Source organism: Lysobacter olei (genome assembly GCF_054777355.1).
In genome coordinates this window covers 429301-453794 of the sequence record NZ_BAAHAT010000002.1, presented here as the reverse complement: position 1 = coordinate 453794, position 24494 = coordinate 429301, and the positions used below count along the sequence as shown (strand labels likewise).

19 protein-coding genes and 1 tRNA gene are annotated in these 24494 nt (G+C 70.5%); 10 read left to right on the top strand and 10 right to left on the bottom strand.

Translation table 11 applies throughout. The features are described from left to right. Entirely contained in the window at positions 1 to 3885 is a 3885-nt protein-coding gene (locus tag ACYVBS_RS04660; RefSeq protein WP_460822100.1) for a translocation/assembly module TamB domain-containing protein, read from the top strand. 78 nt (positions 3886 to 3963) lie between these two features. Here ACYVBS_RS04660 and ACYVBS_RS04655 read toward each other — a convergent pair whose 3' ends face one another. The 4 genes from ACYVBS_RS04655 to ACYVBS_RS04640 form a co-directional block, all read right to left on the bottom strand. Continuing rightward, positions 3964 to 4575 carry a response regulator gene (locus ACYVBS_RS04655; RefSeq protein ID WP_460822098.1) on the bottom strand — a complete coding sequence of 204 codons (612 nt, stop codon included), beginning with the start codon at positions 4573 to 4575 and terminating at the stop codon, positions 3964 to 3966. 81 nt (positions 4576 to 4656) lie between these two features. Then, positions 4657 to 6084: a sialidase family protein gene (locus ACYVBS_RS04650; RefSeq protein WP_460822097.1), complete on the bottom strand. Its 1428-nt coding sequence runs from the start codon at positions 6082 to 6084 to the stop codon at positions 4657 to 4659. A 166-nt stretch (positions 6085 to 6250) separates the two neighbouring features. Further along, entirely contained in the window at positions 6251 to 8176 is a 1926-nt protein-coding gene (gene mnmG / locus ACYVBS_RS04645) for a tRNA uridine-5-carboxymethylaminomethyl(34) synthesis enzyme MnmG (protein WP_460822096.1), read from the bottom strand. Between the two features lie 480 nt (positions 8177 to 8656). After that, positions 8657 to 9226 (bottom strand): hypothetical protein, encoded by a 570-nt coding sequence (locus tag ACYVBS_RS04640; protein WP_460822095.1) that lies wholly within the window; start codon positions 9224 to 9226, stop codon positions 8657 to 8659. Positions 9227 to 9337: 111 nt separating this feature from the next. Here ACYVBS_RS04640 and ACYVBS_RS04635 point away from each other — a divergent pair, with 111 nt between their 5' ends. The 4 genes from ACYVBS_RS04635 (at position 9338) to ACYVBS_RS04620 (ending at position 12967) form a co-directional block, all read left to right on the top strand. Then, on the top strand, positions 9338 to 10324 hold the full coding sequence (locus tag ACYVBS_RS04635; protein ID WP_460822093.1) for a pyridoxal-phosphate dependent enzyme: 987 nt from the start codon (positions 9338 to 9340) through the stop codon (positions 10322 to 10324). Further along, the gene (locus ACYVBS_RS04630) at positions 10321 to 10746 is read left to right on the top strand and encodes a ketosteroid isomerase-related protein (RefSeq protein WP_460822092.1); all 426 of its coding nucleotides are present in this window, start codon (positions 10321 to 10323) and stop codon (positions 10744 to 10746) included. Before ACYVBS_RS04635 ends, ACYVBS_RS04630 begins: the two co-directional genes overlap by 4 nt. Before the next feature lie 106 nt (positions 10747 to 10852). Beyond that, positions 10853 to 11392 (top strand): cytochrome b, encoded by a 540-nt coding sequence (locus ACYVBS_RS04625; protein WP_460822091.1) that lies wholly within the window; start codon positions 10853 to 10855, stop codon positions 11390 to 11392. 78 nt (positions 11393 to 11470) lie between these two features. Then, complete coding sequence (locus tag ACYVBS_RS04620; protein ID WP_460822090.1) at positions 11471 to 12967, top strand: ArnT family glycosyltransferase; 1497 nt, start codon at positions 11471 to 11473, stop codon at positions 12965 to 12967. Between the two features lie 45 nt (positions 12968 to 13012). Here the strand turns inward: ACYVBS_RS04620 and ACYVBS_RS04615 are convergent, their stop codons facing one another. The 5 genes from ACYVBS_RS04615 to bioB form a co-directional block, all read right to left on the bottom strand. Continuing rightward, positions 13013 to 14086 (bottom strand): multidrug resistance efflux transporter family protein, encoded by a 1074-nt coding sequence (locus tag ACYVBS_RS04615; protein WP_460822089.1) that lies wholly within the window; start codon positions 14084 to 14086, stop codon positions 13013 to 13015. Positions 14087 to 14090: 4 nt separating this feature from the next. Beyond that, positions 14091 to 15011, bottom strand: a complete 921-nt coding sequence (gene bioC / locus ACYVBS_RS04610; protein ID WP_460822088.1) for a malonyl-ACP O-methyltransferase BioC — start codon at positions 15009 to 15011, stop codon at positions 14091 to 14093. Positions 15012 to 15094: 83 nt separating this feature from the next. Then, entirely contained in the window at positions 15095 to 15892 is a 798-nt protein-coding gene (bioH, locus tag ACYVBS_RS04605; RefSeq protein WP_460822182.1) for a pimeloyl-ACP methyl ester esterase BioH, read from the bottom strand. Between the two features lie 136 nt (positions 15893 to 16028). Next, positions 16029 to 17228: an 8-amino-7-oxononanoate synthase gene (gene bioF / locus ACYVBS_RS04600; RefSeq protein ID WP_460822087.1), complete on the bottom strand. Its 1200-nt coding sequence runs from the start codon at positions 17226 to 17228 to the stop codon at positions 16029 to 16031. Between the two features lie 3 nt (positions 17229 to 17231). Continuing rightward, on the bottom strand, positions 17232 to 18320 hold the full coding sequence (bioB, locus tag ACYVBS_RS04595; RefSeq protein WP_460822086.1) for a biotin synthase BioB: 1089 nt from the start codon (positions 18318 to 18320) through the stop codon (positions 17232 to 17234). A gap of 181 nt (positions 18321 to 18501) precedes the next feature. Between bioB and ACYVBS_RS04590 the strand changes: the two genes are divergently transcribed. After that, positions 18502 to 19224 carry a ComF family protein gene (locus tag ACYVBS_RS04590; protein WP_460822084.1) on the top strand — a complete coding sequence of 241 codons (723 nt, stop codon included), beginning with the start codon at positions 18502 to 18504 and terminating at the stop codon, positions 19222 to 19224. Positions 19225 to 19290: 66 nt separating this feature from the next. Here ACYVBS_RS04590 and ubiA read toward each other — a convergent pair whose 3' ends face one another. Further along, positions 19291 to 20196 carry a 4-hydroxybenzoate octaprenyltransferase gene (gene ubiA / locus ACYVBS_RS04585; RefSeq protein WP_460822082.1) on the bottom strand — a complete coding sequence of 302 codons (906 nt, stop codon included), beginning with the start codon at positions 20194 to 20196 and terminating at the stop codon, positions 19291 to 19293. Between the two features lie 185 nt (positions 20197 to 20381). On the opposite strand from ubiA, the gene ACYVBS_RS04580 reads away from it, so the two are divergent. From ACYVBS_RS04580 to ACYVBS_RS04565, 4 genes are all read left to right on the top strand, one after another. Then, positions 20382 to 21632 carry an HD-GYP domain-containing protein gene (locus ACYVBS_RS04580; protein ID WP_460822081.1) on the top strand — a complete coding sequence of 417 codons (1251 nt, stop codon included), beginning with the start codon at positions 20382 to 20384 and terminating at the stop codon, positions 21630 to 21632. A gap of 128 nt (positions 21633 to 21760) precedes the next feature. After that, positions 21761 to 23023 (top strand): HD-GYP domain-containing protein, encoded by a 1263-nt coding sequence (locus tag ACYVBS_RS04575; protein ID WP_460822080.1) that lies wholly within the window; start codon positions 21761 to 21763, stop codon positions 23021 to 23023. Between the two features lie 15 nt (positions 23024 to 23038). After that, complete coding sequence (locus ACYVBS_RS04570) at positions 23039 to 24331, top strand: putative bifunctional diguanylate cyclase/phosphodiesterase (RefSeq protein ID WP_460822079.1); 1293 nt, start codon at positions 23039 to 23041, stop codon at positions 24329 to 24331. An 82-nt stretch (positions 24332 to 24413) separates the two neighbouring features. Further along, positions 24414 to 24490 (top strand) — tRNA-Arg (locus ACYVBS_RS04565). Positions 24491 to 24494 lie beyond the last annotated feature (4 nt).

Here is a 24494-nt window from a genome sequence, read left to right as displayed (position 1 = left end):
ATGCGCCTGCGTCGATCGCCCCGCGAGCAGCAGGACCTGACACCGGAAGCCCGCGAGGCGCGCATCGCCGAACTGCGTGCGCGTCGCCGCGCGCGCCTGCGCTGGTTGGCGGTCCGCAGCAGCCTGGTGGCGGGCGCGCTGGCGCTGGCGATGGCCACGCTGGTGTACTGGCTGCTCACCACCATTGGCGGACGCGATGCGTTGCTTCGGCAGATCGTGGCGCGCCTGCCCGCCGGCGCATCGCTGGCGTGGCGTTCGGCCGAAGGTCCGGCGGCGGGACCGCTGACCTTGCGCGGGGTGCGCTTCGTCTACACGCCCGCGTGCCCGCCGGAGGATGCCGACTGCACGCCCGGCGGACCGGTGGTGTTCAGCGCCGACACGGTGGTGCTCGACCCCGCCATCCGCCCGCTATTGGGCCGCCGCTTGCGGCTCGATGCCTTGCAGGTCACTGGCGCCACGCTCGACCTGCCCGAGAATGACGAGCCCTTCGAATTGCCGCGCTGGCCCGACGTGCTGCCGGACATCCGGCCGCCCTTGGCGCTGCAGGCCGACGATGTGCGCATCGACGGGCTGCGCGTGACCCGGGCCGGTGCGGCGCTGGTCAACATCACGCGTCTTCGCGGTGGCATCGATGCACAACCGGGCACGCTGCACGTTGAACGCCTCGCCGTGGACAGCGACCGCGGTCGATTTACCCTGCATGGCGACTACATTCCGCGCGACGATTTCCACGCCGACCTCAGGGCGACCGCCGTATTCCCCGCGTCCGCGGGCCGGACCGCGCCTCGGCTGGGGCTGGTTGCGCGGGGCGACCTGTCGCGGATGGACGTGGCGGTGGCCGGGCGCGCACCCGGCGCAGTGCGTGCGAGCGTGACCCTGCGCGGTCGCGAGCGGCCGCGTTGGCAATTGCGCAGCGCGGCCGAGGCCTTCGACTCCTCCCTGGTTGCGGGCGGCGACCCCAGCGCGCCGATGGCGTGGACGTTGACCGCTGACGGCGTCGAAGGCGCCGCCGACCTGCACGGCCAGGTGACCTGGGACGGGCAGACCGTCAGGGTGCTGCCATCCAAGGTGCGCCTGGACGAGCAGGTGCTGGACGTTCAGCCGCTCGCACTGGCGCTGCTGGACGGCACCGTGACCCTGCGCGGGCGTGCCGACCTGCGCGATCCCGAGCGCGGCGTGCTGCGCTTTGCGGTCAATGCGCGCCAATTGCACTGGGGCGGCGAGGCGGGTGCGCCGGCGATCATCGCCAACGGCGACTTCGGGCTGGCCGGCGCGTTGCAGGCGTGGGCGGCGATCGGCACCGCGCGGCTGGAGCGCGATGGGCAGGCCGCCGACGTGCGCTTCGACGCGCGCGGCAACACCGAGCGCGCGACATTGAAGACATTGCAGGCCCGCATGCCCACCGGCACGCTCGATGCGCGGGGCGAGGTGGTGTGGGCGCCGTCGTTGCAGTGGGCGCTCAATGCCGATCTTGCCGGCTTCGACCCCGGCTATTTCGCGCCGGCGTGGAAGGGCGCCGTGAACGGGGTGCTCGCCAGCCGCGGGCACACCCGCCCGGACCGCGGACTGGAAGCCACGCTCGACGTGCAACGCCTGGGCGGTCAGTTGCGTGGCCGTGCATTGGCCGGACAGGGCCGCTTCGCGCTGTATGGCGCGGCGCCCACCGGTGGCGACGACCGCTACGAAGGCGATCTCGCGCTGCGCCTCGGCGCCAGTCGCGTGCAGGCCAAGGGCACGGTCGGCCGCACGCTGGATGTCGATGCGCGCTTCGCGCCGCTGCACCTGGCCGACCTGCTGCCCAGCGGCCAGGGCACGCTGCAGGGCGAACTGCAGCTGCGCGGCCCGCGCACGGCACCCGACGTGGACGTCGACCTCGCCGGCCGCAGCCTGCAGTACGGCGACTACCGCGCTGACACCCTGCAGGCCCGCGGCCGCCTGCCCTGGCGCGGCCGCGACGGCGCGCTGGACGTGCGTGCCACCGGCCTGCAGGCCGGCGTACCGTTCCACACGCTTGATCTCACCGCACGCGGCGCGGTCGAGGCGCTGCAGCTGGAAGTGCGCGCGCGGGGCGATGTGGGCGCCGTGCAGCTGGCCGGCAACGCCGAGAAGCGCGGCAGCACCTGGCAAGGCACGCTGGCGACCCTCGCCTTCGACCCGGCCAAGGGTGTGCCGTGGCGTCTGCAGCAACCCGCGCGCTTCCGCTGGGACGGGCGCAATGGCGCCCTGAGCCAGGCCTGCCTGTCCGCCAGTGGCGGCGGCATCCTGTGTGCGAATGCCGACTGGCCGCGACGTGGCCTGGACATCGACGGCCGCGGCCTGCCACTGGCCCTGCTGCAACCGTACCTGCCCGAGCGCAGCGACCGCCGCCCGTGGCTGCTGCGCGGTGACATCGCGATCGACGCGCAGGTGCGTCCGGTCGGCAACGCCTGGCGCGGCACCGCCACCGTCACCTCGGCCGGCGGCGGCCTGAAGTTCAGCGAACGCGCGCGGCTGGAGCCGGTGCGTTACGGCAACCTGACCCTGCGCACCACCTTTGACCCGCAGCGCCTGACCGCCGAACTTGATGCCACGCTCAACGACGACGGCCAGATCGACGCGCGCATCGCCACCGGCTGGGACGACTACGCGCCGCTGATCGGCGAGATCGCGGTCAACACCGACGAACTGACGTGGATGGAGCTGTTCTCGCCGGACATCGTCGAGCCCACCGGCCGCCTCGCCGGCCGCATCCAGCTATCGGGCACGCGTGCGCAGCCGCTGCTCGGCGGCAACGCGCAGCTGAGCAACTTCGCCACCGAGCTGCCCGCGCTCGCCATCCAACTGCGCGACGGCGACGTGCGGATGGATGCGCAACCCGACGGCAGTGCGCGCATCACCGGCCGCGTGCGCTCCGGCGACGGCACGCTCACCCTGGATGGCACCCTCGGTTGGCAGGGCAACGACACCCCGCTGGTGCTCAACGTGCGCGGTGACAACGTGCTGGTGTCCGATACCCGCGACCTGCGCGCCGTCGCCAGCCCCGACGTGGTGGTGCGCTACACCGCCGGACAGCCGTTGCAGGTGACCGGCACCGTGACCGTGCCCTCGGCGCGCATCGACCTGGAGCGGCTGGACGAAGGCGTCTCCGCCTCCGATGACGTGGTCGTGCTCGATCCGGTCGATCCGGAGGACACCGGCACGCTGCCGCTGGACCTCGACCTGACCCTGGCGCTGGGCGACGACGTGCAACTCAATGGCTTCGGCCTGGACGGCACGCTCGGCGGCCGGCTGCGGGTGCGCGCCCGCCCCGGGCGCGAGATGACGGCCAACGGCCAGCTCGACGTCGACGGCCGCTACACCGCCTACGGGCAAAAGCTGACCATCACCCGTGGCCAGCTGGTGTGGTCCGGCGGACCGGTCGGCAATCCGATCCTCAACATTCGCGCCGAACGCGAAGTCGGCGAAGTCACCGCGGGTGTCGACATCCGCGGTCGCGCCAGCGCGCCGGAGGCCACGGTGTGGTCCAACCCCGCCAGTTCACAGTCGGAAGCGCTGGCCTATCTGGCGCTGGGCCGCCCGCTGTCGAGCGCCAGCCGCGACGAGAGCCGCCAGCTCAACGCCGCCAGTGCCGCGCTCACCGCCGGCGGCAGCCTGCTGGCTTCGCAGCTGGGGGCGCGCATCGGCCTGGACGACGCCGGCGTGATGGAAAGCCGCGCCTTGGGTGGCAGCGTGTTCGGCGTGGGCAAGTACCTTTCGCCCAAGCTGTACGTCAGCTACGGGGTCTCACTGCTCGGCACCGGCCAGGTGCTGACGCTGAAGTACCTGCTGCGCAAGGGCTTCGACATCGAGATCGAATCGAGCACGGTGGAGAACCGGGCCTCGGTCAACTGGCGCAAGGAAAAGTAGGGGCACTCGGCCTGGCTCGCCGCCTGCCGGCAACACGCGCAGCAACGCCGCGGTGGCGTCGAGCCGCGGGCCATCCGGTCAGCCGATCAGCAGTCCGCGCTCCTGCGCTATACGGGCTAGGTCGGCGGCATTGCGCGCGCCCAGCTTCTCCATCAGGTTGGCACGGTGGCGGTACAGCGTTTTCACACTGATGCCCAGGTCGATGGCCAACGCTTTCGGCGGTTGTTGCGACAGCAGGCCGCGCAGCGTCTCGCGCTCGCGCTGGCTCAAGCGGGTGGCGTCGGCGTGCGGGCGCATCGGGGCGATGTCGCTGCTGAGCACGCGCTCGCCGGCATGCACGCGGCGCAGCGCCGACAGCAGCTCCTGTGCCGCCGCCCCCTTGGTGATGTAGCCGTGCGCGCCGTTGTCCATGGCGCGCACCACGAGTGCCGGGTCCTCGTGCATGCTGACGACAACGGGCTTGAGCGTGGGCGCGATCGCCAGCAGCGCGGGCAGCAACTGCAGGCCACTCTGCTGGCCCAATGAGATGTCGACCAGCGCCACGTCCAACGAATGCAGGCGCACTGCGGCCATGGCTTCTTCCGCCGTGCCCGCCTCGGCGATGACCTGCAGGTCGGGCGCAGCCTCGCACAGGCGCTTGAAGCCCTCGCGCACGATGGCGTGGTCGTCGACCAGCAGGATCCGGATCATCGCGCCAGTGTGCCAGCGGCCTCGCCCGGCCCCGGCGAGAATGTTTCCCAATGACAACGCGCGCCATCCATGGCTGGACGGTCAGCCGCGTGCGGCAAAGCGTGCACCCTTGAGCCGGGGGCGACCGTCGACCACGTCGGTCCACACCACGTAGGCCCCGCCGTCGGCCAGCACCAGCTGCGGAAAGCCGGTGGCGCGACCGCGGCCCTGCAGGCGGGCCACCTCCAGCCGCTGCAGTTCTTGCGACAAGTCGGAGGCGTAGCGGGCCAGGTGCAGCGACTGGCCCTGGGCCGATTCACGCACCCACAGCACCCACACTGCGTCCCCGTCGAGCGCGACGTCAACCCGGCCCTGCACGGCTTCGCCGCGGTCGACCACTACTGGCGCGGCGAAGGCATTGGCGGCGTCGGCGCTGCGGGCCAGTTTCAGCGTCGGCACGTCACCGGCGGCGGTGTACCACCCGACGACGACCGCGTCCCCGCGCGCGGCCAGCGAGGGACCGTTGACCGGGCAGGCCGGCATCGTCCATGCATCCGCATGCACGCGCGTGGGCACCAACCAGCGCTGGCCGTCATGGCGGGCGATGAAAATGTCCCGCACCTCGGCCTCGGTACGGTCGCGATAGGCCAGCAGGGTGCGCCCGGCGGTGACCACCGCGTCGGTCTGGCAGCAGTCGCAGGTGGACAGGTCCAGGGGCTGTTCGTCGTGGCGGTGCAGCGCGCCGTCGAAGTGCGCGGTGCGCAGGGTCATCATCGGCACGGCCGGGGCCGGCAGCGGCGAGGGCGCCGCGTTCGTGCTGTCGGCGGCCGGCGCGGCCGCGCCCGCAGCGGGCGTGCCGGACGCGGCCACCGACGCGTGCCCGTCCGGCCCGCCATGGCCGTCATGCCCGCCGCCCGGTACCACTTGCTCCGCGTCGGCCGCGGTGTGGCGACCGTCCAGCCACGCCACGCCGATGCGGTCCGGCCCGGCGGCCCACAACGAAACGAAGCCATGCTCGGTGGCCGTGCCGTCGGTATTGACCAGCACCGGCTTCGACCAGTTTTGGCCGCCATCCCCCGAGCGCACCAGCGCCACGTCGTAGGCATAGGTGGCGGCCGCGGACTTCTGCAGCCAGTGGGTCCACAACGCGCCATCGGCCGTCATCGCCACGTGCGGGGTGTCCGCCCAGTTGACGAACCAGTCGCGGCCGCGGGCCACGGTCCGCGGCGCGCTCCAGGCCGTCGTGCCGGGTGCGCGGGTCGCCAGCCGCAGCGTGTGGGCCTGGTCGTTCTTCTCGATCCAGCTCAGCACCAGGGTGCCGTCCGGCCCGGCGAGCAGGTCAGGCTGCGCGGCGCGGTCCGTGGCGGGCAGCGGCCAGTCGCTTTGCACCACTGGCGCGGGATCGCGTGGCGGGGCTATCGCGCTGCCGGCACTGGCACGGGCGCCATCGGCGGCGGGAGTGGCGGTTGGCTGGCAGGCCGACAACGCCACAGTGAGGGCAACGAGGAGTGGAACGAAAGGGGTGCGCATGTCCCGAGCGTAACGGCCGGCGACGGCCGCGTCATGCTGCAAGGCGATGCCGTGCCACGGGATCGCTCAAGCCGACCGATGTCTCACGCGGCCCGATCGCTCACGCCGAGTGAGCGCTTACACCGACCGAGCGCTCACGCCGGCTGACCGCTAAGGGCGCTATCGCTTACGCCACCCGGCTGCGCTTCTGCCGCGTCAGATGCACCAGCAGCAGCGAGATCGCCGCCGGGGTCATCCCGGGGATGCGTTGCGCCTGTCCGATGGTCTGCGGCTGCACACGCTGCAGTTTCTGCTGCACCTCGGCCGACAGTCCGCGGACGGCGGCGTAGTCGAAGTCCGCCGGAATCGCGGTGTCCTCGTGGCGGCGCTGGCGCTCGATCTCCTCGCGCTGGCGATCCAGGTAACCGGCGTACTTGATGCCGATCTCCACCTGTTCGGCCACCGCGACGTCTTCCACCGCCGGACCGAGCGACGGCACCGCCATCAGCTTCGCGTAATCGAGTTCCGGGCGCTTGATCAGGTCGCGCGCGCTGGTCTCGCGCGAGACCTCGATGCCCAGCGTCGCGTGGATCTCGCGACCCAGCGCGTTGTTGGGCGCGGCCCAGATTGCGCCCAGCCGGGTGTTCTCGCGCTCGATCGCTTCGCGCTTGGCCTCGAACGCGGCAAAGCGCGCATCTTCGATCAGGCCCAGATCGCGTCCGACCGGCGTCAGGCGCAGGTCGGCGTTGTCCTCGCGCAGCTGCAACCGGTACTCGGCGCGGCTGGTGAACATGCGGTACGGCTCGCTGGTGCCGTGGGTGATCAGGTCGTCGACCAGAACGCCGAGGTAGGCCTCGTCGCGGCGCGGGCTCCAACCCTCCGCGCCGCGCACGAAGCGCGCCGCATTCACGCCGGCGAGCAGGCCCTGCGCGGCTGCTTCCTCGTAGCCGGTGGTGCCGTTGATCTGCCCCGCGAAAAACAGGCCCTGGACCGCCTTGGTTTCCAGCGTGGCCTTCAATCCGCGGGGATCGAAGAAGTCGTATTCGATGGCGTAGCCAGCGCGGGTGATGTGCGCCTGCTCGAAGCCGCGGATGCTGCGCACCAGCGCCAGCTGCACGTCGAACGGCAGCGAGGTGGAAATGCCGTTGGGGTAAATCTCGGCCACGTCCAGCCCCTCGGGCTCGACGAAGATCTGGTGGCTGTCCTTCTCGGCGAAGCGGACCACCTTGTCCTCGATCGAGGGGCAGTAGCGCGGGCCGATGCCTTCGATCTGGCCGGTGTACAGCGGGCTGCGGTCCAGCGCGCCGCGGATGATCTCGTGGGTGCGTTCGCTGGTGTGGGTGATCCAGCACGACACCTGGCGCGGGTGGTCGGCGGTGGAGCCCATGAACGACATCACCGGGCGCGGATCGTCGCCCGGCTGCTCCTCCATCACCGAGTAGTCGAGCGTGCGCCCGTCGATGCGCGGCGGCGTGCCGGTCTTGAGCCGGTCAACCACGAACGGCCCTTCGCGCAGCTTGGCCGCCAGTGCCACCGAGGGCGGATCGCCGGCGCGGCCGGCGGCATAGGTGGTCGGGCCGATGTGCACCTTGCCGGCCAGGAACGTGCCCGCGGTCAGCACCACCGCCGGTGCGTGGAAGGCCAGGCCGGTCTGGGTGACCACGCCGCGCACGTGGCCGCGGCCGGCATCGGCGCGGGCATCGCCACCCGAGGTGGCCCCGGCGAACAGGATGTCGTCCACCGCTGCCTGGAAGACGGTCAGGTTGGCCTGGGCTTCCACGGCGCGGCGGATGAAACCGCGGTACAGCGCGCGGTCGGCCTGGCAGCGGGTGGCGCGCACCGCAGGGCCCTTGCTTGCGTTGAGCCGGCGCCACTGGATGCCGGCGGCGTCGGCGGCGCGCGCCATGATCCCGCCGAGGGCGTCGATTTCCTTGACCAGATGGCCCTTGCCGATGCCGCCGATGGCCGGGTTGCAACTCATCGCGCCCACGGTCTCGACGTTGTGGGTCAGCAGCAGGGTGCGCGCGCCGGCCCGCGCCGACGCCAGCGCGGCCTCGGTCCCGGCATGGCCGCCCCCGACCACGATCACGTCGTACTGGAAAAAGTCGCTCATGGATGAAAGTCTACGCCGATCAATCGGTTGCGTCGCGTGGACGGGCGCCACCGACGCTCGACGGGAAAAGTTGGCACGTTTCCTGCGTATACCTTTTTGCACCCGGTAGGACAGGCGCTTCGCGCTGGCAGGCATTGGAACAGGGGCCCGCCACGTACTTGCAGGGGAAGCCCAGGGGGCCGCATGTCGGGGGACATCGGCCCCCATTCTTTTGCCCGGACGCATTTGGCCCGACGCCGTGGCCCTTGGCCGCCGTAAGGACGGGCCCGCTTGGCGGCCATCCGGTACACGCATCGCCCCGCAGCGCAGGTCGGTCGCTTCGGCCCGAAGGCCGGCGCCGGAACGGGCGCCGACGCCCGTCGAGGGCGGAACAGGGGGGATCCGTGGTTCCTCGGCGGGCGCCGACCTAGGCTCGTGCAGGCCGATTACGTCGCATTGCGACGCAATCTGTCAATAGCCTGCCCGAAGCGTCGCCCGACCTCAGGGCTCGTCGGTGCGGCGCCGCTCGCCTTCGCGCTGCTGCGCCTGCCGGATCACCTGCTCCATCCGCGAGCCGCGATTGCGCGGGGCGGGCGAGGGCTGCATCGGCCGCGGCGCGGCGGTGGCGGGACCAAACCCGTCCCCGGCCGGCGGGACGCCCTGCCCCTCGCGGCGACGGCGGATTTCGTCGTAATTGCGCCACGGCGCCGGCCGCTCGGTGTCCGGCCGGCCCTGATGCGGGGGCCTCGGGTACGTCGGATGGCCCGGGCGGTAGTAGTACGGATAGCGGTAGTACCCGCCGTATGGATACCCGTAATAGGGATAGCCATGGGCGCCATACGGGTACCGCCCGTAATACCCGTAGGGATACGGGCCGTACGGGTAGTAGCCGTCGCGGTAGCGGTACTCGGTGGAGGGCTGGCCGTAGTAGTAGTCGCCACGGCCACCGCGGTAGTCGTAGTCGGTCGTGACGCAGCCGGCGACCAGGGTGGCGGCGACGGCGGGCAGGAGCAATTTGCGCAACATGGTCGGATCCCCCGGGTACTTGCCGGCAATCTGCGGCCAAGCCATTGAACTATCGCTTAATCCAGCCCGGTCCGCGGGTTCGGCACGCGCGCCGTTGCCTGGCCTTCATGCGAGGCCGTACGCGAGGCGTTGGGCATCTGGAGTAGGCTTCCACGGATGACCGCCCCCACCCCCGCCCTACCCGGCTTCGAGGACGTCCTCCAGGCCGCCGCACGCATTGCCCCGCACGCCCACGCCACGCCCGTCCTGCGCTCGCACGGTCTGGATGCGATGGCCGGGTGCGAGCTGCACTTCAAGGCCGAACCGCTGCAACGGGCCGGCGCATTCAAGTTCCGCGGTGCCTGCAACGCCGTGTGGGCCATGGACGACGACGCCGCGTCGGCGGGCGTGGTCACCCATTCGTCCGGCAACCACGGTGCCGCCTTGGCGCTCGCCGCCCGGACCCGCGGCATCGCCTGCCACGTGGTGGTGCCCGAGGGCGCAGTGGCGACCAAGCTCGCCGCCATCCGCGGTTACGGCGCCACGCTGCACCCCTGTCCCGCCACCATCACCGCCCGGGAGGCCCGGTGCGCCGAGGTGCAGGCCGAGACCGGTGCGACCCTCGTGCACCCCTATGCCGACCCGCGGGTGATCGCCGGTCAGGGCACCGCGGCGCTGGAACTGCTCTCGACCGTGCCGGACCTGGACGTGCTGGTCGCCCCCGTCGGCGGCGGCGGGCTGATCGGCGGCACCGCCATCACCGCCTCGGCACGCGCACCGGGCTGCCGCGTCATCGGCGCCGAACCTGCGGGCGCGGCCGAAACCTTCGCGTCGCTGCAACGCGGCGAGCGCGTCACCGAATTCACGCCCGACACCGTCTGCGACGGCCTGCGCGGCACCTTGGGCGCGCCCAATTTCGCGTTGTTGCAGCAACACGGCGTGCAGGTGCTCACCGCCACCGACGCGCAGGTCGTCGCGGCGATGCGGCTGCTGTGGCAGCGCCTCAAGCTGCTGGTGGAACCCTCGTCGGCGGTGGCACTCGCCATCGTGCTGGCGCACCCCGATGTTTTCGCGGGACAGCGGGTGGGTATCATCCTGTCGGGTGGCAATGTCGACCTGGACGCGCTGCCCGCCCTGTTCGCCCGCGCCGAGGATGCCGCATGAAGATCGACGGGACCCGCAGCAACGACCGCGCCACCGAGGTGGTGCTGGACTACTACGCGGCATTCAACCGTGGCGACTGGGAAGGCATGCTGGCGTTGCTGGACGAGGACGTCGCGCACGACCTCAACCAGGGCCCGCGCGAAACCGGCAAGGCGGCGTTTGCGCGTTTCCTCGCGCGCATGGAGGCCAGCTACCGCGAACAGCTGCGCGACGTCGTGGTGATGACCTCGCCCGACGGCACGCGCGCCGCCGCGGAGTACGTCGTCCACGGCACCTACCTCGCGAGTGATCCCGGCCTGCCGGCGGCGCACGGCCAGACTTACGTGCTGCCCGGCGGTGCGTTCTTCGAGGTGCACGACGGCCGCATCCATCGCGTCACCAACTACTACAACCTCGAGGACTGGATCGCACAGGTCCGTTGAGTCCGCCGCCGGGGTCGTCCATATTGACACCGCCCACGCACGCCACCTCGCCCCAGCGACCCTCTTCCACCCCGGCCGGTTCCGGCCGAACCCGGAGCCGACACCGATGAACGCCCTGCCCCGCATCCGCTACAGCGCCGGCCTGCGCCACCTGCATTGGCTGGTCGCGGTGTTGATCCTGGCCGTGTACCTGTTCGTCGAGCAGCGCGGACTGTTCGAGCGCGGCACGCCCGAGCGCGCCGCCATGATGCAGGCGCATTTCTGGACGGGGCTGACGATCTTCGTGCTCGCGCTGTGGCGCGTGGCGCTGCGCCTGCAGGTCACGGCGCCGCCGATCACGCCGGCCGCCCCCGCGTGGCAGGCTCTGGCGTCGAAGCTGCTGCACCTGGCGCTGTACGCTTTCATCCTGCTGATGCCCCTGCTGGGCCTGGCCACGGCATGGGCGGACGAGAAGACGCTGTATCTCCCCTTCACCCAGGTGGCGCTGCCCGCGCTGATCGCGCCCAACGAGGACCTCGCGCACCAGCTCGAAGAGCTGCACCACGAGATCGGCGAGATCTTCTACTGGGTGATCGGCCTGCACGTGCTGGCGGCGCTCTACCACCATCTGGTACGCCGCGACGACACCCTGCGCCGCATGCTCTGAGCGGCGTCGAGCGCGTCGGTCAATAACCGGTCGCGGTTCTTCGGGTACAGTCCGCGCATTCGCTTGCACGGGCCGGCCATGCCACGACTGTCGCGTACCCCTGGATTCTGGATCTGTGTGCTGGCGTTGGTGCTGGCCTTCGGCTTCCTCGGCACTCGCGGCATCTGGGACCCGGACGAAGGGCGCTACACCAACGTCGCGCTGAACATGCTCGACAGCGGCGACTGGCTCAACCCGCGTCGCCACCACGAAGTCGGGCACTGGACCAAGCCGCCACTGACCTACTGGGCGATCGCCTCCAGCGTGGCGATGTTTGGCCACACTCCGTGGGCCGCCCGCCTACCGGCCGCGCTCGCCTACCTGCTGTCGGTGTGGCTGGTGTGGCGGCTCGCGCGACGGCTGCAGCCCGGCACCGAGCACCTGTCCGCCGTGGTCTACGCGACGATGCTGCTGCCGCTGGGCGCCTCGCAACTGATCACCACTGACTACCTGCTCGCCGCCTTCGAGACGCTGGCGCTGTATGCCTTCGTCGAGGCCATGTATCGCACCGGTGATGCCGCGCGCGGCAGCGGCGCCCTGCGCTGGATCGCGCTGATGTGGGCAGCCTTCGCACTGGCGTTCCTGACCAAGGGACCGCCGGCGCTGCTGCCGCTGGTGGTGGTGTTCACCTTCAACCTGCTGCTGCCGCGCGCGCAACGCAGGCGCACGCTGCACTGGTGGGGGCTGGCCTTGTTCGTGCTGCTGGCGTTGCCCTGGTACGTGGCAGTGGTGCTCAACCATCCCGGCCTGTTCGAGTACTTCGTCGGCGACGAGGTAGTGAACCGCGTCACCACCAACGAGTTCGGCCGGCACGGCGAGTGGTACGGCTGGCTGCAGGTGTATGCCCCGACCCTGCTGCTGGGCACGCTGCCGTGGACGGCGTCGCTGTGGCGCTGGATGCGCGTGCTGCCCACGCGGGTACGGCGCTGGTACCGCAACCCCGCCGCGCGTGGCGAGGACGCGCCGGCCCTGCTGCTGGCGCTGTGGATCCTGCTGCCCCTGCTGGTGTTCTGCCTGTCCAAATCGCGGATGCCGCTGTATGTGCTGCCGCTGTTCGTGCCGATGGCCTTGGCGGCCGCGTCACAGCGCCACGCCGAGGGCCGTGGCCTGCCGCGCTGGCCGTGGCTGGCCGCCTGGGCCGGCGCGCTGCTGGCGTTGAAGCTGGGCGCGGCGCTGTGGCCCACCCACAAGAACGCGGCGGATTGGGCCGACGCGATCCGTGCCCGCACGTCCGGGCCGGTGCAGGAAGTGGCCTTCCTCGAGGACATGGCGCGCTATGGCCTGCACCTGCACCTGGGCGCGGAGATCGAGAAGGTCTCGCTGGAGCCCGCTGCGCCGGTGCGCTTCAACCCGGTCAACGACACCGACCTGGCGCGCGAGTTGGGCGAGCACGAACCGCACGTGGTGTGGGTCTGCAAGCAGGCGCGCTGGGACGAATTCCGGGGCCGCATCGCGGCATTGGGCTACCGCGCCACGCCGCTCGGCGCGCCGTATCGCGATCGCATCATCTTCCGCGTGGAACCTGCACCGCACTGATCGCGTGGGCCAAGGCGCGCATGACCGCGCAGCACGGCCAAGCCCTTATGCGCCGTGATCGCCCTGCAGCGCCTCGGTTTCGCGCCGATGGCCGGCGGCGGCCCGCGCGGCCGCCACGCTGAAGGCGACGATGCCCACGATCACCACCACCGCGCCCCACAGCGCGCGGCCCTGCGGCACGGCTTCGCCGAGCCACAGCACGCCGATCACCGTGGCGAACAGCAGCTCGGCGGCCTGCATCGCCTCGGCGGCGGCCAGGGCGGTGGGGTCGTTCCGCACCATGCCGGTGGCCTGGAAGAACAGCACCGTGGCGATGATGCCCGCGCCCAGGGCCACGCCCGCGGCCAACCACACCTGCCCCATGGAAGGCACGCCCGCCTGCTGCCACGCGAACGCGGCCACCAGCAGCCACAGCGGCTGGCTGGCCAGGGTCATGCCAAACACCCGCTGGGTCGCGTTGAGTTCGATGCCCACGCGCTCCAGGTGCAGCAGCAGCCCGCGGTTGCCCAGCGGGTAGGCGAAGGCCGAGACCGCCACGCACAGCAGCGCGATCCAGCCGGCCAGGTCGAGGCCGCCGCCGTGCCCGACCTGCATCATCAGCACCCCGACCACGATCAATGCGCCCACCGCCAGCGCGGGCAATGGCACCTTCGCCCGCGCATCGCGGTAGAGGAAGGGCGCGCACAGCATTCCGGCGATTACGGTCAATTGGAACGTACCGGCCACCAGCCACGACGGTCCACTCGCCGCGGCGTAGCTGAGCAGTACGTAGAACCCGACGAAGCCCACCCCACTCCAGCCCAGCCACGGCCAAGCGTGCGCGCGCATCGCCCGCCACACCGGCCCGATGCCGCCCTGCCACGGCATCACCAGCAGCATCAGCGGCAAGGTGATCAGGTAACGCAGGCTCGCCGTCCACGCCCAATGGCCACCGCCGGTGGCCGCGGCGCGGTTGAGTACGTAGGTGCAGGTGAAGAACAGCGCTGACAGCAGCGCAATGGCGACGGCCCACAATGCGACCTGGCTGGCCTTACCCGCGCCGGCCTTCACCGCCCGCGCCTCGCTCGACGGCACGCTGCCGCACCCTGGCGACGGTACGTCGCTGCGTCGGAGCCGCATCCCTTCATTCGCGCTTTCTCACCTTGATGCTCGAGACCGGTACCTGCACCTCGTCCACGCCGCCGACGCGAATCGGCGCGCCGGGCGGTGGGCCCCACGCGTGGGCGTAGATCACCTCCCACGTGGCCGGCAACTTGCCGTCGTCGCCGCGCAGCTGTTCGTAGGCCTGCGCCGCGCGGGCAAAGCGCGCGCGACCGGTCAACGCGCGGCGCCGGTCCTGCATGGCGTTGGTCGCGCCCAGCGTGCGCAACTCACGCATCAGCAGCGCCATGTCGTCATGGCGCGCCGTGAATTCGTCGCGGTCCAACACCGGGTCCTTGAAGCCAGCGGCGATCAACGCATCGCCAAACTGCGCGATCGACGGGAACAGGCTGACGTGCGGCGCGGCATCGGCCTCGGAAAACGCACCGCGCAGCTCGAACAGCGTGTCGGGGCCGAAAGTGGACACCAGCAGCATGCCGCCCGGCTTGAGCACGCGACGAAAACCGGCGAACACCGCCGGCAGGTCGTCCAGCCACTGCAGGCAGAGGTTGGAGTACAGGATGTCGACGCTGGCATCGCGCAGCGGCAGCCGCGCGACATCGGCGCACACGGGCTCGGGGCGGCGGGTGAAATCCAGGAACGCCGGCAGGCGGCCGGCGGTGTTGGCGCGGGTCTGCCGCAGCATGCCCATCGCCAGGTCCAGCGCGATCACCTGCGCCTTGGGCCAGCGCTTCTGCATCGCGGCGGCAGCATGGCCCGGCCCGCACCCCAGGTCGACGATGACCTGCGGCGACGGCGCGTTGCGCGAAGCGTCTTCATAGTAGTCCAGCGATTCGGACAGGCGTGCACCGACTTCACGCTGCAACGCGGCGGCGGAGTCGTAGTGCTGTGCGGCACGCGAAAAACTCCGGCGCACCTGGCGATGGTCGAACAGTTCGGTCATGGCGTTCCTGCGGCGCGATCCTTCGCGCGGGCGGACGGTGCGGACGCACCGCGCGCCTTGGTCCGGGGAGGGGAGGCCGGCGCCTAGCCGGCGATCGGGCTATTGTCGCCCGGAAGCGCAGGCAGCGCCTGCATGAATTGGTCGATCTCGTCCGCCACCTGGGCGGTGGCGCTGAGGAACGGTGCGTGCCCGGCTTGGGCGATCACCACGCTGCGCGCGGCGTGCGCGAGCTTGGCGGCCGCGGGCATGGCCCCGGCCGGCACCAGCCGGTCGCGGCGGCCCGAGATCCACAGGCTGGGCACCTTCAGCCGGGTCAGATCCTCGCGCAGGTCAGCCTGGTCGAGCAGCCGCAGCCCCTCCTGCAACACGCGCGGGTCGGGTTCGCCGCGCTCGAAGGCGTGGCCTTTGAGGTTGCGCAGGTCTTCCTGCGCGGTGGCCGAGCCGAGCGATTCCAATGCAAGGAAGCCTTCCAGCGTGCCGCGGAAATCACGGCGCAGCGCAGCGCCGAAATCGCGGAACAGGTCGGGGCCGACCCCATGCGGCCAGTCTTCGCCGCTGACGAAACGCGGCGACGAGGCCACCATCACCACGCCGCGCACGGCCTCCGGATGATCCAGGGCGGCGCGCAGCGCGAACTGGCCGCCCAGCGACCAGCCCAGCCACACCGCATCGGGCACGCGCGCCACCAGTTCGTCCGACAATGCTTCGGGCAAGAGCGGCGCATCGCAGTCGCGCGAGAGGCCATGGCCGGGGAGGTCGACCAGGTGCAGGGTGTAACGATCGGCGAGGTGCGCGACCAGCGGCATGAACAGCCCGCCGTGCATGGCCCAGCCATGCACCAGGGCCAGCGAGGGCCCGTGGCCATGCGATTCGATATGCAGGTTCATCCAGGGATCTGACTACAGGAAACGCGGGGAAACCAGCGCCGGACGGCGCCAGGGAAGAATGGGGAAGGGACAGGCTAACCCGCGCGACGCGACGGGTGACGTACAGGCCCGGACGCCGATGTGTCGGGCCTCAAGCCACCGCCTCGTACCCACGTTCGACCGCCTCACGGGCCCACGCGAGCGCTTCCACCAGTGCATCGACGTCGGCCGGCGTATGCAGGGCCGACAGGGTGATGCGCAACCGGGCGCTGCCTTCGGGCACCGTCGGCGGGCGAATCGCCGCGACCCAGAAGCCCTGGGCCTCGAGCGCATGCGCCATGGCCAGCGCCACGCGTTCGTCGCCGCACACCAGGGGCTGGATCGGCGTCTCCGAGGGCAGCAGCTTGAAGCCGTGGGCATGGCTGCGCTCGCGCAGCCGCGTGGCCAATTCGCGCAGGCGCTCGCGCCGCCAATGCTCGGTGCGCGCCAGTTTCACCGCGGCCAAGGTCGCCGCGGCCTGCGCGGGCGGCAATGCGGTGGTGTAGATGTAGGGACGCGCGCTTTCGGCGAGGTGGTTGACCAGGTCCGCGTCGCCCACCACCGCCGCACCGTAGCCCCCCAGCGCCTTGCCCAGTGTCGCCAGTTGCAGCGGCACCTGCTCCACGCCCAGGCGCGCCGCCGCGACCGTGCCACGCCCGTCGGGGCCCAGCACGCCCACGCCGTGGGCATCGTCGACGTACATCAGGGCCTTCTGCATGCGCGCCGCCAAGGACAGTTCGCGCAGGGGCGCGGTGTCGCCGTCCATGCTGAAGACGCCATCGGTGACCAGCATCGCCATGCCATCGGGCACGCTGCGCAACTGGCGGATGGCGCCTTCGGCGTCGGCGTGCGGGTAACGGCGCAGGCGGCATCCGGCGAGGCGCGCGGCGTCGATCAGGCTGGCGTGGTTCAGGCGGTCCTGCACGCACACGTCGTCGTCGCCGAGCAGCGCCTGGACCACGGCGAGGTTGGCCAGGTAGCCGCTGCCGAACAGCAGCGCACGCGGCGCGCCGAGCCAGTCGGCCAGCTCGCGCTCCAGCGCCTCGTGCGCGGCATGGTGGCCGCACACCAGGTGCGAGGCGACGCCACCGGCGCCTTCGCGCGCCGAGACATCGCCCAGCGCGGTGGTGACCTTGAAGTGCTGCGAGAGGCCGAGGTAATCGTTGCCGCAGAAGTTGGTGAGCCAGCGGCCGTCCACCTCGCAGCGGGCGCCGTCGCGGTGGGTCACCGTGCGGCGTTCGCGCACCCGGTGCTGGGCCACCCGCTGGGCGCGGGCGGCGTGGATGCGGTCACGCCAGTTCGCGCGGGCCATGGCTCAGGCCGCGCAGGAACAGTGGCCACCGCAGCCGCCGGCACCCGCGCCGTACTGGTTCGATCCTTCGATGATGTCGGCGTGCATGGTGCCGGCCTTCGCCTCCACCGCAACCTGCATCGGGCGCAGGCCAAGGCGGGCGAACAGGGCCAGGTCCCGTTCGGTATCCGGGTTGCCGGTGGTCAAGAGCTTTTCCCCATAGAAGATCGAGTTGGCGCCGGCGAGGAAACAGAGCGCCTGCAACTCGTCGCTCATGGCCTCGCGTCCGGCCGACAACCGCACCATAGACTGCGGCATCAGCAGCCGCGCAACTGCGATGGTGCGCACGAATTCGAAGGGGTCCAGCTCGGTGGTGCCGGCCAGCGGCGTGCCTTCCACCTGCACCAGGCGGTTGATCGGCACCGAGTCCGGGTGCGCCGGCAGGTTGGCCAGGGTCTGCAGCAGGCCGGCGCGCTGCTCGCGGCTCTCGCCCATGCCCACGACGCCGCCGCAGCAGGTCTTCATGCCCGCGTCCCGCACGTGCGCCAGCGTGTCCAGGCGGTCCTGGAACTCGCGGGTGTGGATGATCTGGTTGTAGAACTCCGGCGCGGTGTCGAGGTTGTGGTTGTAGTAGTCCAGCCCCGCCTCGCGCAGCGCCTGCGCCTGCGAGCCGCTGAGCATGCCCAGCGTGGCGCAGGTCTCCAGCCCCAGCGCCTTGACCTCGCTGATCATGGCGGCGACCTTGGGGATATCGCGGTCGGCGGGCGAACGCCACGCCGCGCCCATGCAGAAACGGCTGGCGCCGGCGGCCTTGGCGGCCTTGGCCTTCTCCACCACGGCCTCGGTCGTCATCAGCTTGCTGGCGTCGACGCCGGTGTCGTAGCGCTGCGCCTGCGGGCAGTAGGCGCAGTCCTCGGGGCAGCCGCCGGTCTTGACCGACAGCAGGGTGCTGACCTGGACCTCAGTCGGGTCGAAGTGCTGGCGGTGCACGCCGGCGGCGCGGTGCAGCAGCTCCGGGATCGGCAGGTCGAAGAGGGCGCGGACCTCGGCGCGGGACCAGTCATGGCGGCGCGGCGCCAGGGGCGCGTCGGGGGTTTCACTGACAGCATGCATGGGCGGCGTCCGACAGACAGCTCGTGGGGAGGCGGGCAGTCTGGAAAGCATGACCCACCCTGTCAACCAAAATGCTCCGTTTGAAGTTGACAGCATCCTGCCGACAGGGGCCGGGCCCTGCCGAAACGCCGCGCGCGCACGCCCAGCCCCCGACGACGTCCTGCCGGCTCGACACGGGCTCATGGCGCTCGGCCGGTCGCTGGCCGCCTCGTTCGCGCCCCTGGCCCGAACCCTGTGGCCCGCGCGCTGCCTGCTGTGCGGCGATCCCGGCCAGGACGAACGCGACCTGTGCGGCCGCTGTGATCGACAGCTGCCGTGGAGCGGCCCGGCCTGCGACCTCTGTGCCCTGCCCCTGCCCGTCCCGGCCGGGAATGGCCCGACCCAGTGCACCCTGTGCGAGCACGAGCCCCCGCCGATGGCCGCCACCCGCGCCGTGTTCACCTACGCCGCACCGCTGGACCGGTTGCTGCCGCGCCTGAAATTCCACGGGGACCTGGCCGTCGGTCGACTGGTCGCGCGCCTGATGGCCGAGGCCCATGCCGACCTGCCGCCGCCGGACGCGTTGGTGCCGGTGCCGTTGCACCCCAAGCGCCTGCGCGAGCGCGGCTACAACCAGGCGCACGAAATCGCCGCGCCCTTGGCGCGGATGCTGGGCGTGCCCCTGCGTCCCGAACTGCTGAGGCGCGTGCGGCACACGCGACCGCAATCCACGCTCGATGCCGATGCCCGCCAGTCCAACCTGGACGACGCCTTCGCCGTCACCGCCCGCGACCCGCTGCCGGCGCATGTGGTGCTGGTGGACGATGTGATGACCACTGGCGCCACGCTGCAGGCCGCCGCATGGGCCCTGCGTGAGGCCGGGGTACGCCGGGTGGAGGCGTGGGTCTGTGCACGCGCACTGTGAATCCGCGTGCGATGTCGCCGCTGGACCCGCGGGGCGCGGCAAGGCGGATCACCCGCCTGCAACGCGTCAGTGCAACGCGCGATCCACCGCCAGGCCGGCGAAAATCGCGGCACCGACCCAGTGGTTGTGCAGGAACGCCTTGAAGCACGCCTCCCGGGCACGGCTGCGCGCGATGGCGAACTCATAAACCACCAGCCCCGCGGCGACGGCCAAGCCCAGCCACCAGTACAGCCCCAGCCCCGCACGCTGGCCCACCAGTGCGAACGCGGCGAAGGCGAGCGCATACAGCACGCCCTGCGCCACGAGGTCGAGGTCGCCGAACAGGATCGCGGTGGACTTGCTGCCGACCTTGAGGTCGTCGTCGCGATCGACCATCGCGTACCAGGTGTCGTACGCGGTGGTCCAGAAGATATTGGCCACGTACAGCAGCCACGCCACCGGCGGCACCGTGCCCTGCACCGCCGCAAATCCCATCGGGATGCTCCAGCCAAACGCGAGGCCGAGGTACACCTGCGGCAGGTAGGTGTAGCGTTTCAGGTAGGGATAGCTGGCGGCCAGGAACACGCCCACGACACTCAGCCACACGGTGAGGCGGTTCATGGTCAGGACCAGGGCGAAGGCGACCAGCATCAGCACCGCGAACACCGCCAGTGCTTCGCGACCGCGCACCGCGCCGGTGGCGAGCGGGCGCCCGCGCGTGCGTTCCACGTGCGGATCGAGCCATCGGTCCGCGTAGTCGTTGATCACGCAGCCGGCCGATCGCGTCAGCCACACGCCCGCGCTGAACACGAACAGTATCCACAGCGGCGGCACGCCATCGGCCGCCAGCCACAGCGCCCACCACGTCGGCCACAACAGCAGCAACCAACCGATCGGGCGGTCACCGCGCACCAGTTGCCAGTACAGCGCCAGCTTGTGGCGCCACGCCGGCGTGCTGGGCGGCGTGGGGAATTCAAAGCGTTCGTAGGCCATGCGGGCGAGGCACCGGCAGCATGTGGGAGGCGCACATTGTCGCGCAATCATCCCCGACAGGAGTCGTGCACTCGAACGAAGCCGGGAACGCGGCTGCGGGCCGTCCGAATTAGCGGGAATTCTTCGCGGTGGCCGCAGTCCCCACTTGCCGCTATCCTCGGGCGGGGACCATGGGGGCGGACCGCGTGGATATCGGCGATAAGGAAGTCAGGATCAGCGTGCGCGGATTGACCCGCGGCATGTTCGTCTCCCGACTGGACCGACCCTGGCTGGAAACCAGCTTTCCGCTGCAGGGGATGCGCCTGGACACTGACGACCAAGTGCTGGCACTGATGCGCATTTGCGCCCACGTGTGGGTCGATACCCACGCCGGCACCGTGCCCGAACTGCGACATATCGCGCCTCTGCCCGCCGTGCCCCGCAACCGCGAAGTGCGCGAATCGCCCGAGTTGAAGCGGCTGTATCGCCACGACTGGCAGCTCGAAGCGCCGGTTGAAGACGAGTTGCCGCGCGCCGAAACGGCGCATGTCGCGCTCAAGGCGCTTGTCACGGAAGTGGTGGGCGACCTGCGCAAGGGTCGCCGCCTGGACCTGGACCGATTGCGCGCCGGCGTGCAGGCCATGATCGATTCGGTGCTGCGCAACCCCGCGGCGCTGGCGTGGCTCAAGGAGCTCAAGCGGCGCGACGATTACACCTACCACCGCGCGATGGGCAGCTCGATCTGGGCGGCGAGCTTTGGCCGCCACCTGGGGCTGACCCGCGAGGAGTTGGAGGATCTCGCGCTGGGCGGGCTGTTGTGCGATGTGGGCAAGACCTGCCTGCCGCCCGAATTGCTGGCCAAGCAGACCCCACTCAACGCGGACGAAGCCATTCTGGTGCGCCGCCACGTTGAGCTCAGCCTGGACATCGTGTCGGGCACGCCGGGCGCATCGGCACGCGTGATCGAAATCGTCGCCACCCACCACGAGCGCCACGATGGCAGCGGGTACCCGCAGGGCCTTCGCGGCAACCAGATTCCAATCTTCGGGCGGATCATGGGCGTGGTGGACACCTACGATGCCATGACGTCGGTACGACCCTACGCGCGCGTGCTCTCGCCCCACCAGGCGGTCGCAGAGCTGTACGAGCAACGCGACCGGCAGTTCCAGGCCGAGATCGTCGAGCAGTTCATCCAGGCATGCGGCATCTATCCGACCGGCTCGCTGGTGGAGTTGACCAGTGGCGAAGTGGGCGTGGTGATCGAGGTGCACAGCCTGAAGCGCCTGCGCCCGCGCGTGATGCTGCTGCTGGACCGCGACAAGCAGCCGCTGCCGGAGTTCCGCATCGTCGACCTCGGGACACTCGACACCGGCGCACGCGAGACTGCACTGTCGGTCAAATGCGGCCTGCCGCTCGGCGCCTACGGCATCGACGGCAACGAACTGTTCCTGGGCTGAGGCCGGGATTGCCGCGAATGCGAGCGCGCGTCACTGGCGCCGGTGCGTCGCTGAGAATTTCCCCCACCCCGGCGCGGTGGTTTGCCGCCCCGATTCGAGCTAGGCTCGACCGGGTGCATGGGCAGGGGATGGCCAAAGGCTTGGACGTCAACACGCGCGAAGTGCGAATCAGCGTACGAGGGCTGACCTGCGGCATGTTCGTCAGCCGCCTGGATCGGCCGTGGCTGGAAACCTCGTTTCCGATGCAAGGCGTGCGCGTCGACAGCGAGGAGATGCTGGCCAACTTCAAGCGCATCTGCACCTACGTGTGGGTCGACAGCAGCGCCGGGTTCGCGCCCGATCCACGCTTCATCGTGCACGAAACCGTGCCGCCTCGGGTACAAGAAGCCCGCGACGCGCTGGAGATCAAGCGGCTGCGCAAGCAGGACTGGGAGGTGTCCACGGAGTTCCGCGCGGAACTGCCGATGGCCGAGGCGGCCCATGACTCACTGCGTGCGCGCATTGCCGAGGTGATGGATGACCTGCGCAACGGCCAGCGACTGGACCTGGACAAGCTCAAGCCCGGCGTCGATGCCATGGTCGATTCGGTGCTGCGCAATCCGGCCGCCTTCGGCTGGCTGAAGGAGCTCAAGCGTCGCGACGATTACTCCTACCAGCACGCGCTGGGGAACGCGATCTGGGCGGCAAGTTTCGGTCGCCACCTGGGGATGGCGCGCGAGGAACTTGAGCAGCTGGCTCTCGGCGGAATGCTGTGCGACATCGGCAAGACGCAATTGCCACCGGAGCTGCTGGCCAAGCACAGTCCGCTGAGCGAGAGCGACGCGGCGCTCGTCCGCCGCCACGTGCACCACAGCCTCGAGATCGTCGAGCGCACGCCGGGCATCCCCCCGCGAGTGATCGAGATTGTCGCCACCCACCATGAGCGCCACGATGGCAGTGGCTATCCTTACGGGCTGGTGGGCACCGCCATTCCCATCTTCGGGCGGATCATGGGCGTGGTCGACAGCTACGACGCGATGACCTGCGTGCGCCCTTACGCCCGCAGCCGCTCGCCGCATCAGGCAGTGGCGGAGCTTTACGAACAGCGCGGGCGGCAGTTCCAGGCCGAGCTGGTGGAACAGTTCATCCAGACCTGCGGCATCTACCCGACCGGTTCGCTGGTGGAACTGTCCACCGGCGAAGTCGGCGTCGTGGTGGAGGTCCACAGCCTCAAGCGCCTGCGCCCACGGGTAATGCTGCTGTTGGACCGCGACAAGCTGCCCTTGCCCGAGTTCCGTGAGCTGGACCTGGGCGTGGTCGCCACCGACGGCGAAGGCCAGCCGCTGACAGTCAAGTCGGGGCTGCCGGTGGGCGCATTTGGCATCAACAGCCATGAGCTGTTCCTGGACTGACCGGCGCCGCGAACGATGATCGAGGACGAACTCACCGGCCTGCACAACCGCCGCAGCTTCCTCGCGCTGCTCAAGCGCCATGTGCTGATGGCGGTCGAGCGGGAGGCGCTGCTGGCCGTGGTGGTCATCGACATCGACGACTTCGCGCGCATCAACACCACCCACGGCTACGAGTTCGGTGACGCCGCGCTGCGCCACGTGGCCGGCGAACTGCGCCAACTGATCCGGCCGCAGGACTACGCCGCGCGGCTGGGCAACGACCGCTTCGCGTTGATCCTGACCCGGCTGATGAACAAGGGGCACGCCGAATTGGCCGTGCAGAAGCTGTTCCGGCAGCTGGAACCGACCTTCACCTTTGCGGGCAACACCGTGCGCCTGCGTGCCACTGCCGGCGCCGCGGTGTGCCCGAGCCACGCCAGCCACGCCGACTTCCTGCTGCGTCAGGCCGAGAAGGCGCTTGCCATCGCCCGCGAGACCGGCCAGCCCTGGCTGTTCCCCGCAGGCGACGGGGCACCGGCCAGCGGGCTGTCGGAGTGGTGGGATCTGGAAATCGAGATGCAGGGGGCGATCGAACGCGGCGAGATGTTCCTGCGCTACCAGCCCAAGTTGGCGACTGACACGTTGCGCCCGGTGGGCGCCGAAGCGCTGATGCGCTGGCAGCACCGATCGCGCGGGCTGGTGCCCCCCGACCGGTTCATCCCTATCGCCGAGCAAACCGGTCAGATCCGTCCGATCACCGTCTGGGCCTTGAACAGCGCGTTGCGCCAGGCGGCCGACTGGCCCATCGAGACGACGCCGCTGTCGGTGGCGGTCAACGTCCCGGCGGAGATGGTCGCGCGCGAGGACCTGCCCGAACTGGTCGAGAACGCCCTACGGCTGTGGGGACGACCCAACACGCGGCTGACCCTGGAGATTACCGAGCGCTCGCTGATCGCCGACCCGGCGCGCAGTTTCCGGATCCTGTCGCAGGTGCGCGAACAGGGGGTCAAGGTGTCGATAGACGACTTTGGCACCGGCTATTCGTGCCTGGCGTACTTCAAGGACATCCCGGCCGACGAGTTGAAGATCGACAAGTCCTTCGTCGCGGGACTGTTGGACGACCCCGCTTGCGCCGACATCGCCGCACTGATCATCGACCTGGCGCACCGGTTCGGGCTGACCGTGGTCGCCGAGGGCGTGGAAGACGAAGCCACGTTGGCCGCGTTGCGCGCGCGCGGCTGCGACACGGTGCAGGGTCACCTGTTCGCCGAGGCGTTGCCGCAGGACACCTTCCGGGCCTGGCTGCGCGACCGCGCGCCGGCTGCCTGACGCCGCTGCCGCGCAAGCGCCGGGGATTCCGGCTAGAATGCCCCTCCCGCACGGCGTGATGCCGGCGGAGCGGCAACACCACGCGCCTGTAGCTCAGCCGGATAGAGTAGTGGCTTCCGAAGCCATTGGTCGGGGGTTCGAATCCCTCCAGGCGCGCCATCCT

Coding starts and splice junctions, on each gene's coding strand:
- ACYVBS_RS04660 (WP_460822100.1), top strand. CDS start 1: ATGCGCCTGCGTCGATCGCCCCGCGAGCAGCAGGACCTGACACCGGAA.
- ACYVBS_RS04655 (WP_460822098.1), bottom strand. CDS start 4,575: ATGATCCGGATCCTGCTGGTCGACGACCACGCCATCGTGCGCGAGGGC.
- ACYVBS_RS04650 (WP_460822097.1), bottom strand. CDS start 6,084: ATGCGCACCCCTTTCGTTCCACTCCTCGTTGCCCTCACTGTGGCGTTG.
- mnmG (WP_460822096.1), bottom strand. CDS start 8,176: ATGAGCGACTTTTTCCAGTACGACGTGATCGTGGTCGGGGGCGGCCAT.
- ACYVBS_RS04640 (WP_460822095.1), bottom strand. CDS start 9,226: ATGGCTTGGCCGCAGATTGCCGGCAAGTACCCGGGGGATCCGACCATG.
- ACYVBS_RS04635 (WP_460822093.1), top strand. CDS start 9,338: ATGACCGCCCCCACCCCCGCCCTACCCGGCTTCGAGGACGTCCTCCAG.
- ACYVBS_RS04630 (WP_460822092.1), top strand. CDS start 10,321: ATGAAGATCGACGGGACCCGCAGCAACGACCGCGCCACCGAGGTGGTG.
- ACYVBS_RS04625 (WP_460822091.1), top strand. CDS start 10,853: ATGAACGCCCTGCCCCGCATCCGCTACAGCGCCGGCCTGCGCCACCTG.
- ACYVBS_RS04620 (WP_460822090.1), top strand. CDS start 11,471: ATGCCACGACTGTCGCGTACCCCTGGATTCTGGATCTGTGTGCTGGCG.
- ACYVBS_RS04615 (WP_460822089.1), bottom strand. CDS start 14,086: ATGCGGCTCCGACGCAGCGACGTACCGTCGCCAGGGTGCGGCAGCGTG.
- bioC (WP_460822088.1), bottom strand. CDS start 15,011: ATGACCGAACTGTTCGACCATCGCCAGGTGCGCCGGAGTTTTTCGCGT.
- bioF (WP_460822087.1), bottom strand. CDS start 17,228: ATGGCCCGCGCGAACTGGCGTGACCGCATCCACGCCGCCCGCGCCCAG.
- bioB (WP_460822086.1), bottom strand. CDS start 18,320: ATGCATGCTGTCAGTGAAACCCCCGACGCGCCCCTGGCGCCGCGCCGC.
- ACYVBS_RS04590 (WP_460822084.1), top strand. CDS start 18,502: ATGGCGCTCGGCCGGTCGCTGGCCGCCTCGTTCGCGCCCCTGGCCCGA.
- ubiA (WP_460822082.1), bottom strand. CDS start 20,196: ATGGCCTACGAACGCTTTGAATTCCCCACGCCGCCCAGCACGCCGGCG.
- ACYVBS_RS04575 (WP_460822080.1), top strand. CDS start 21,761: ATGGCCAAAGGCTTGGACGTCAACACGCGCGAAGTGCGAATCAGCGTA.
- ACYVBS_RS04570 (WP_460822079.1), top strand. CDS start 23,039: ATGATCGAGGACGAACTCACCGGCCTGCACAACCGCCGCAGCTTCCTC.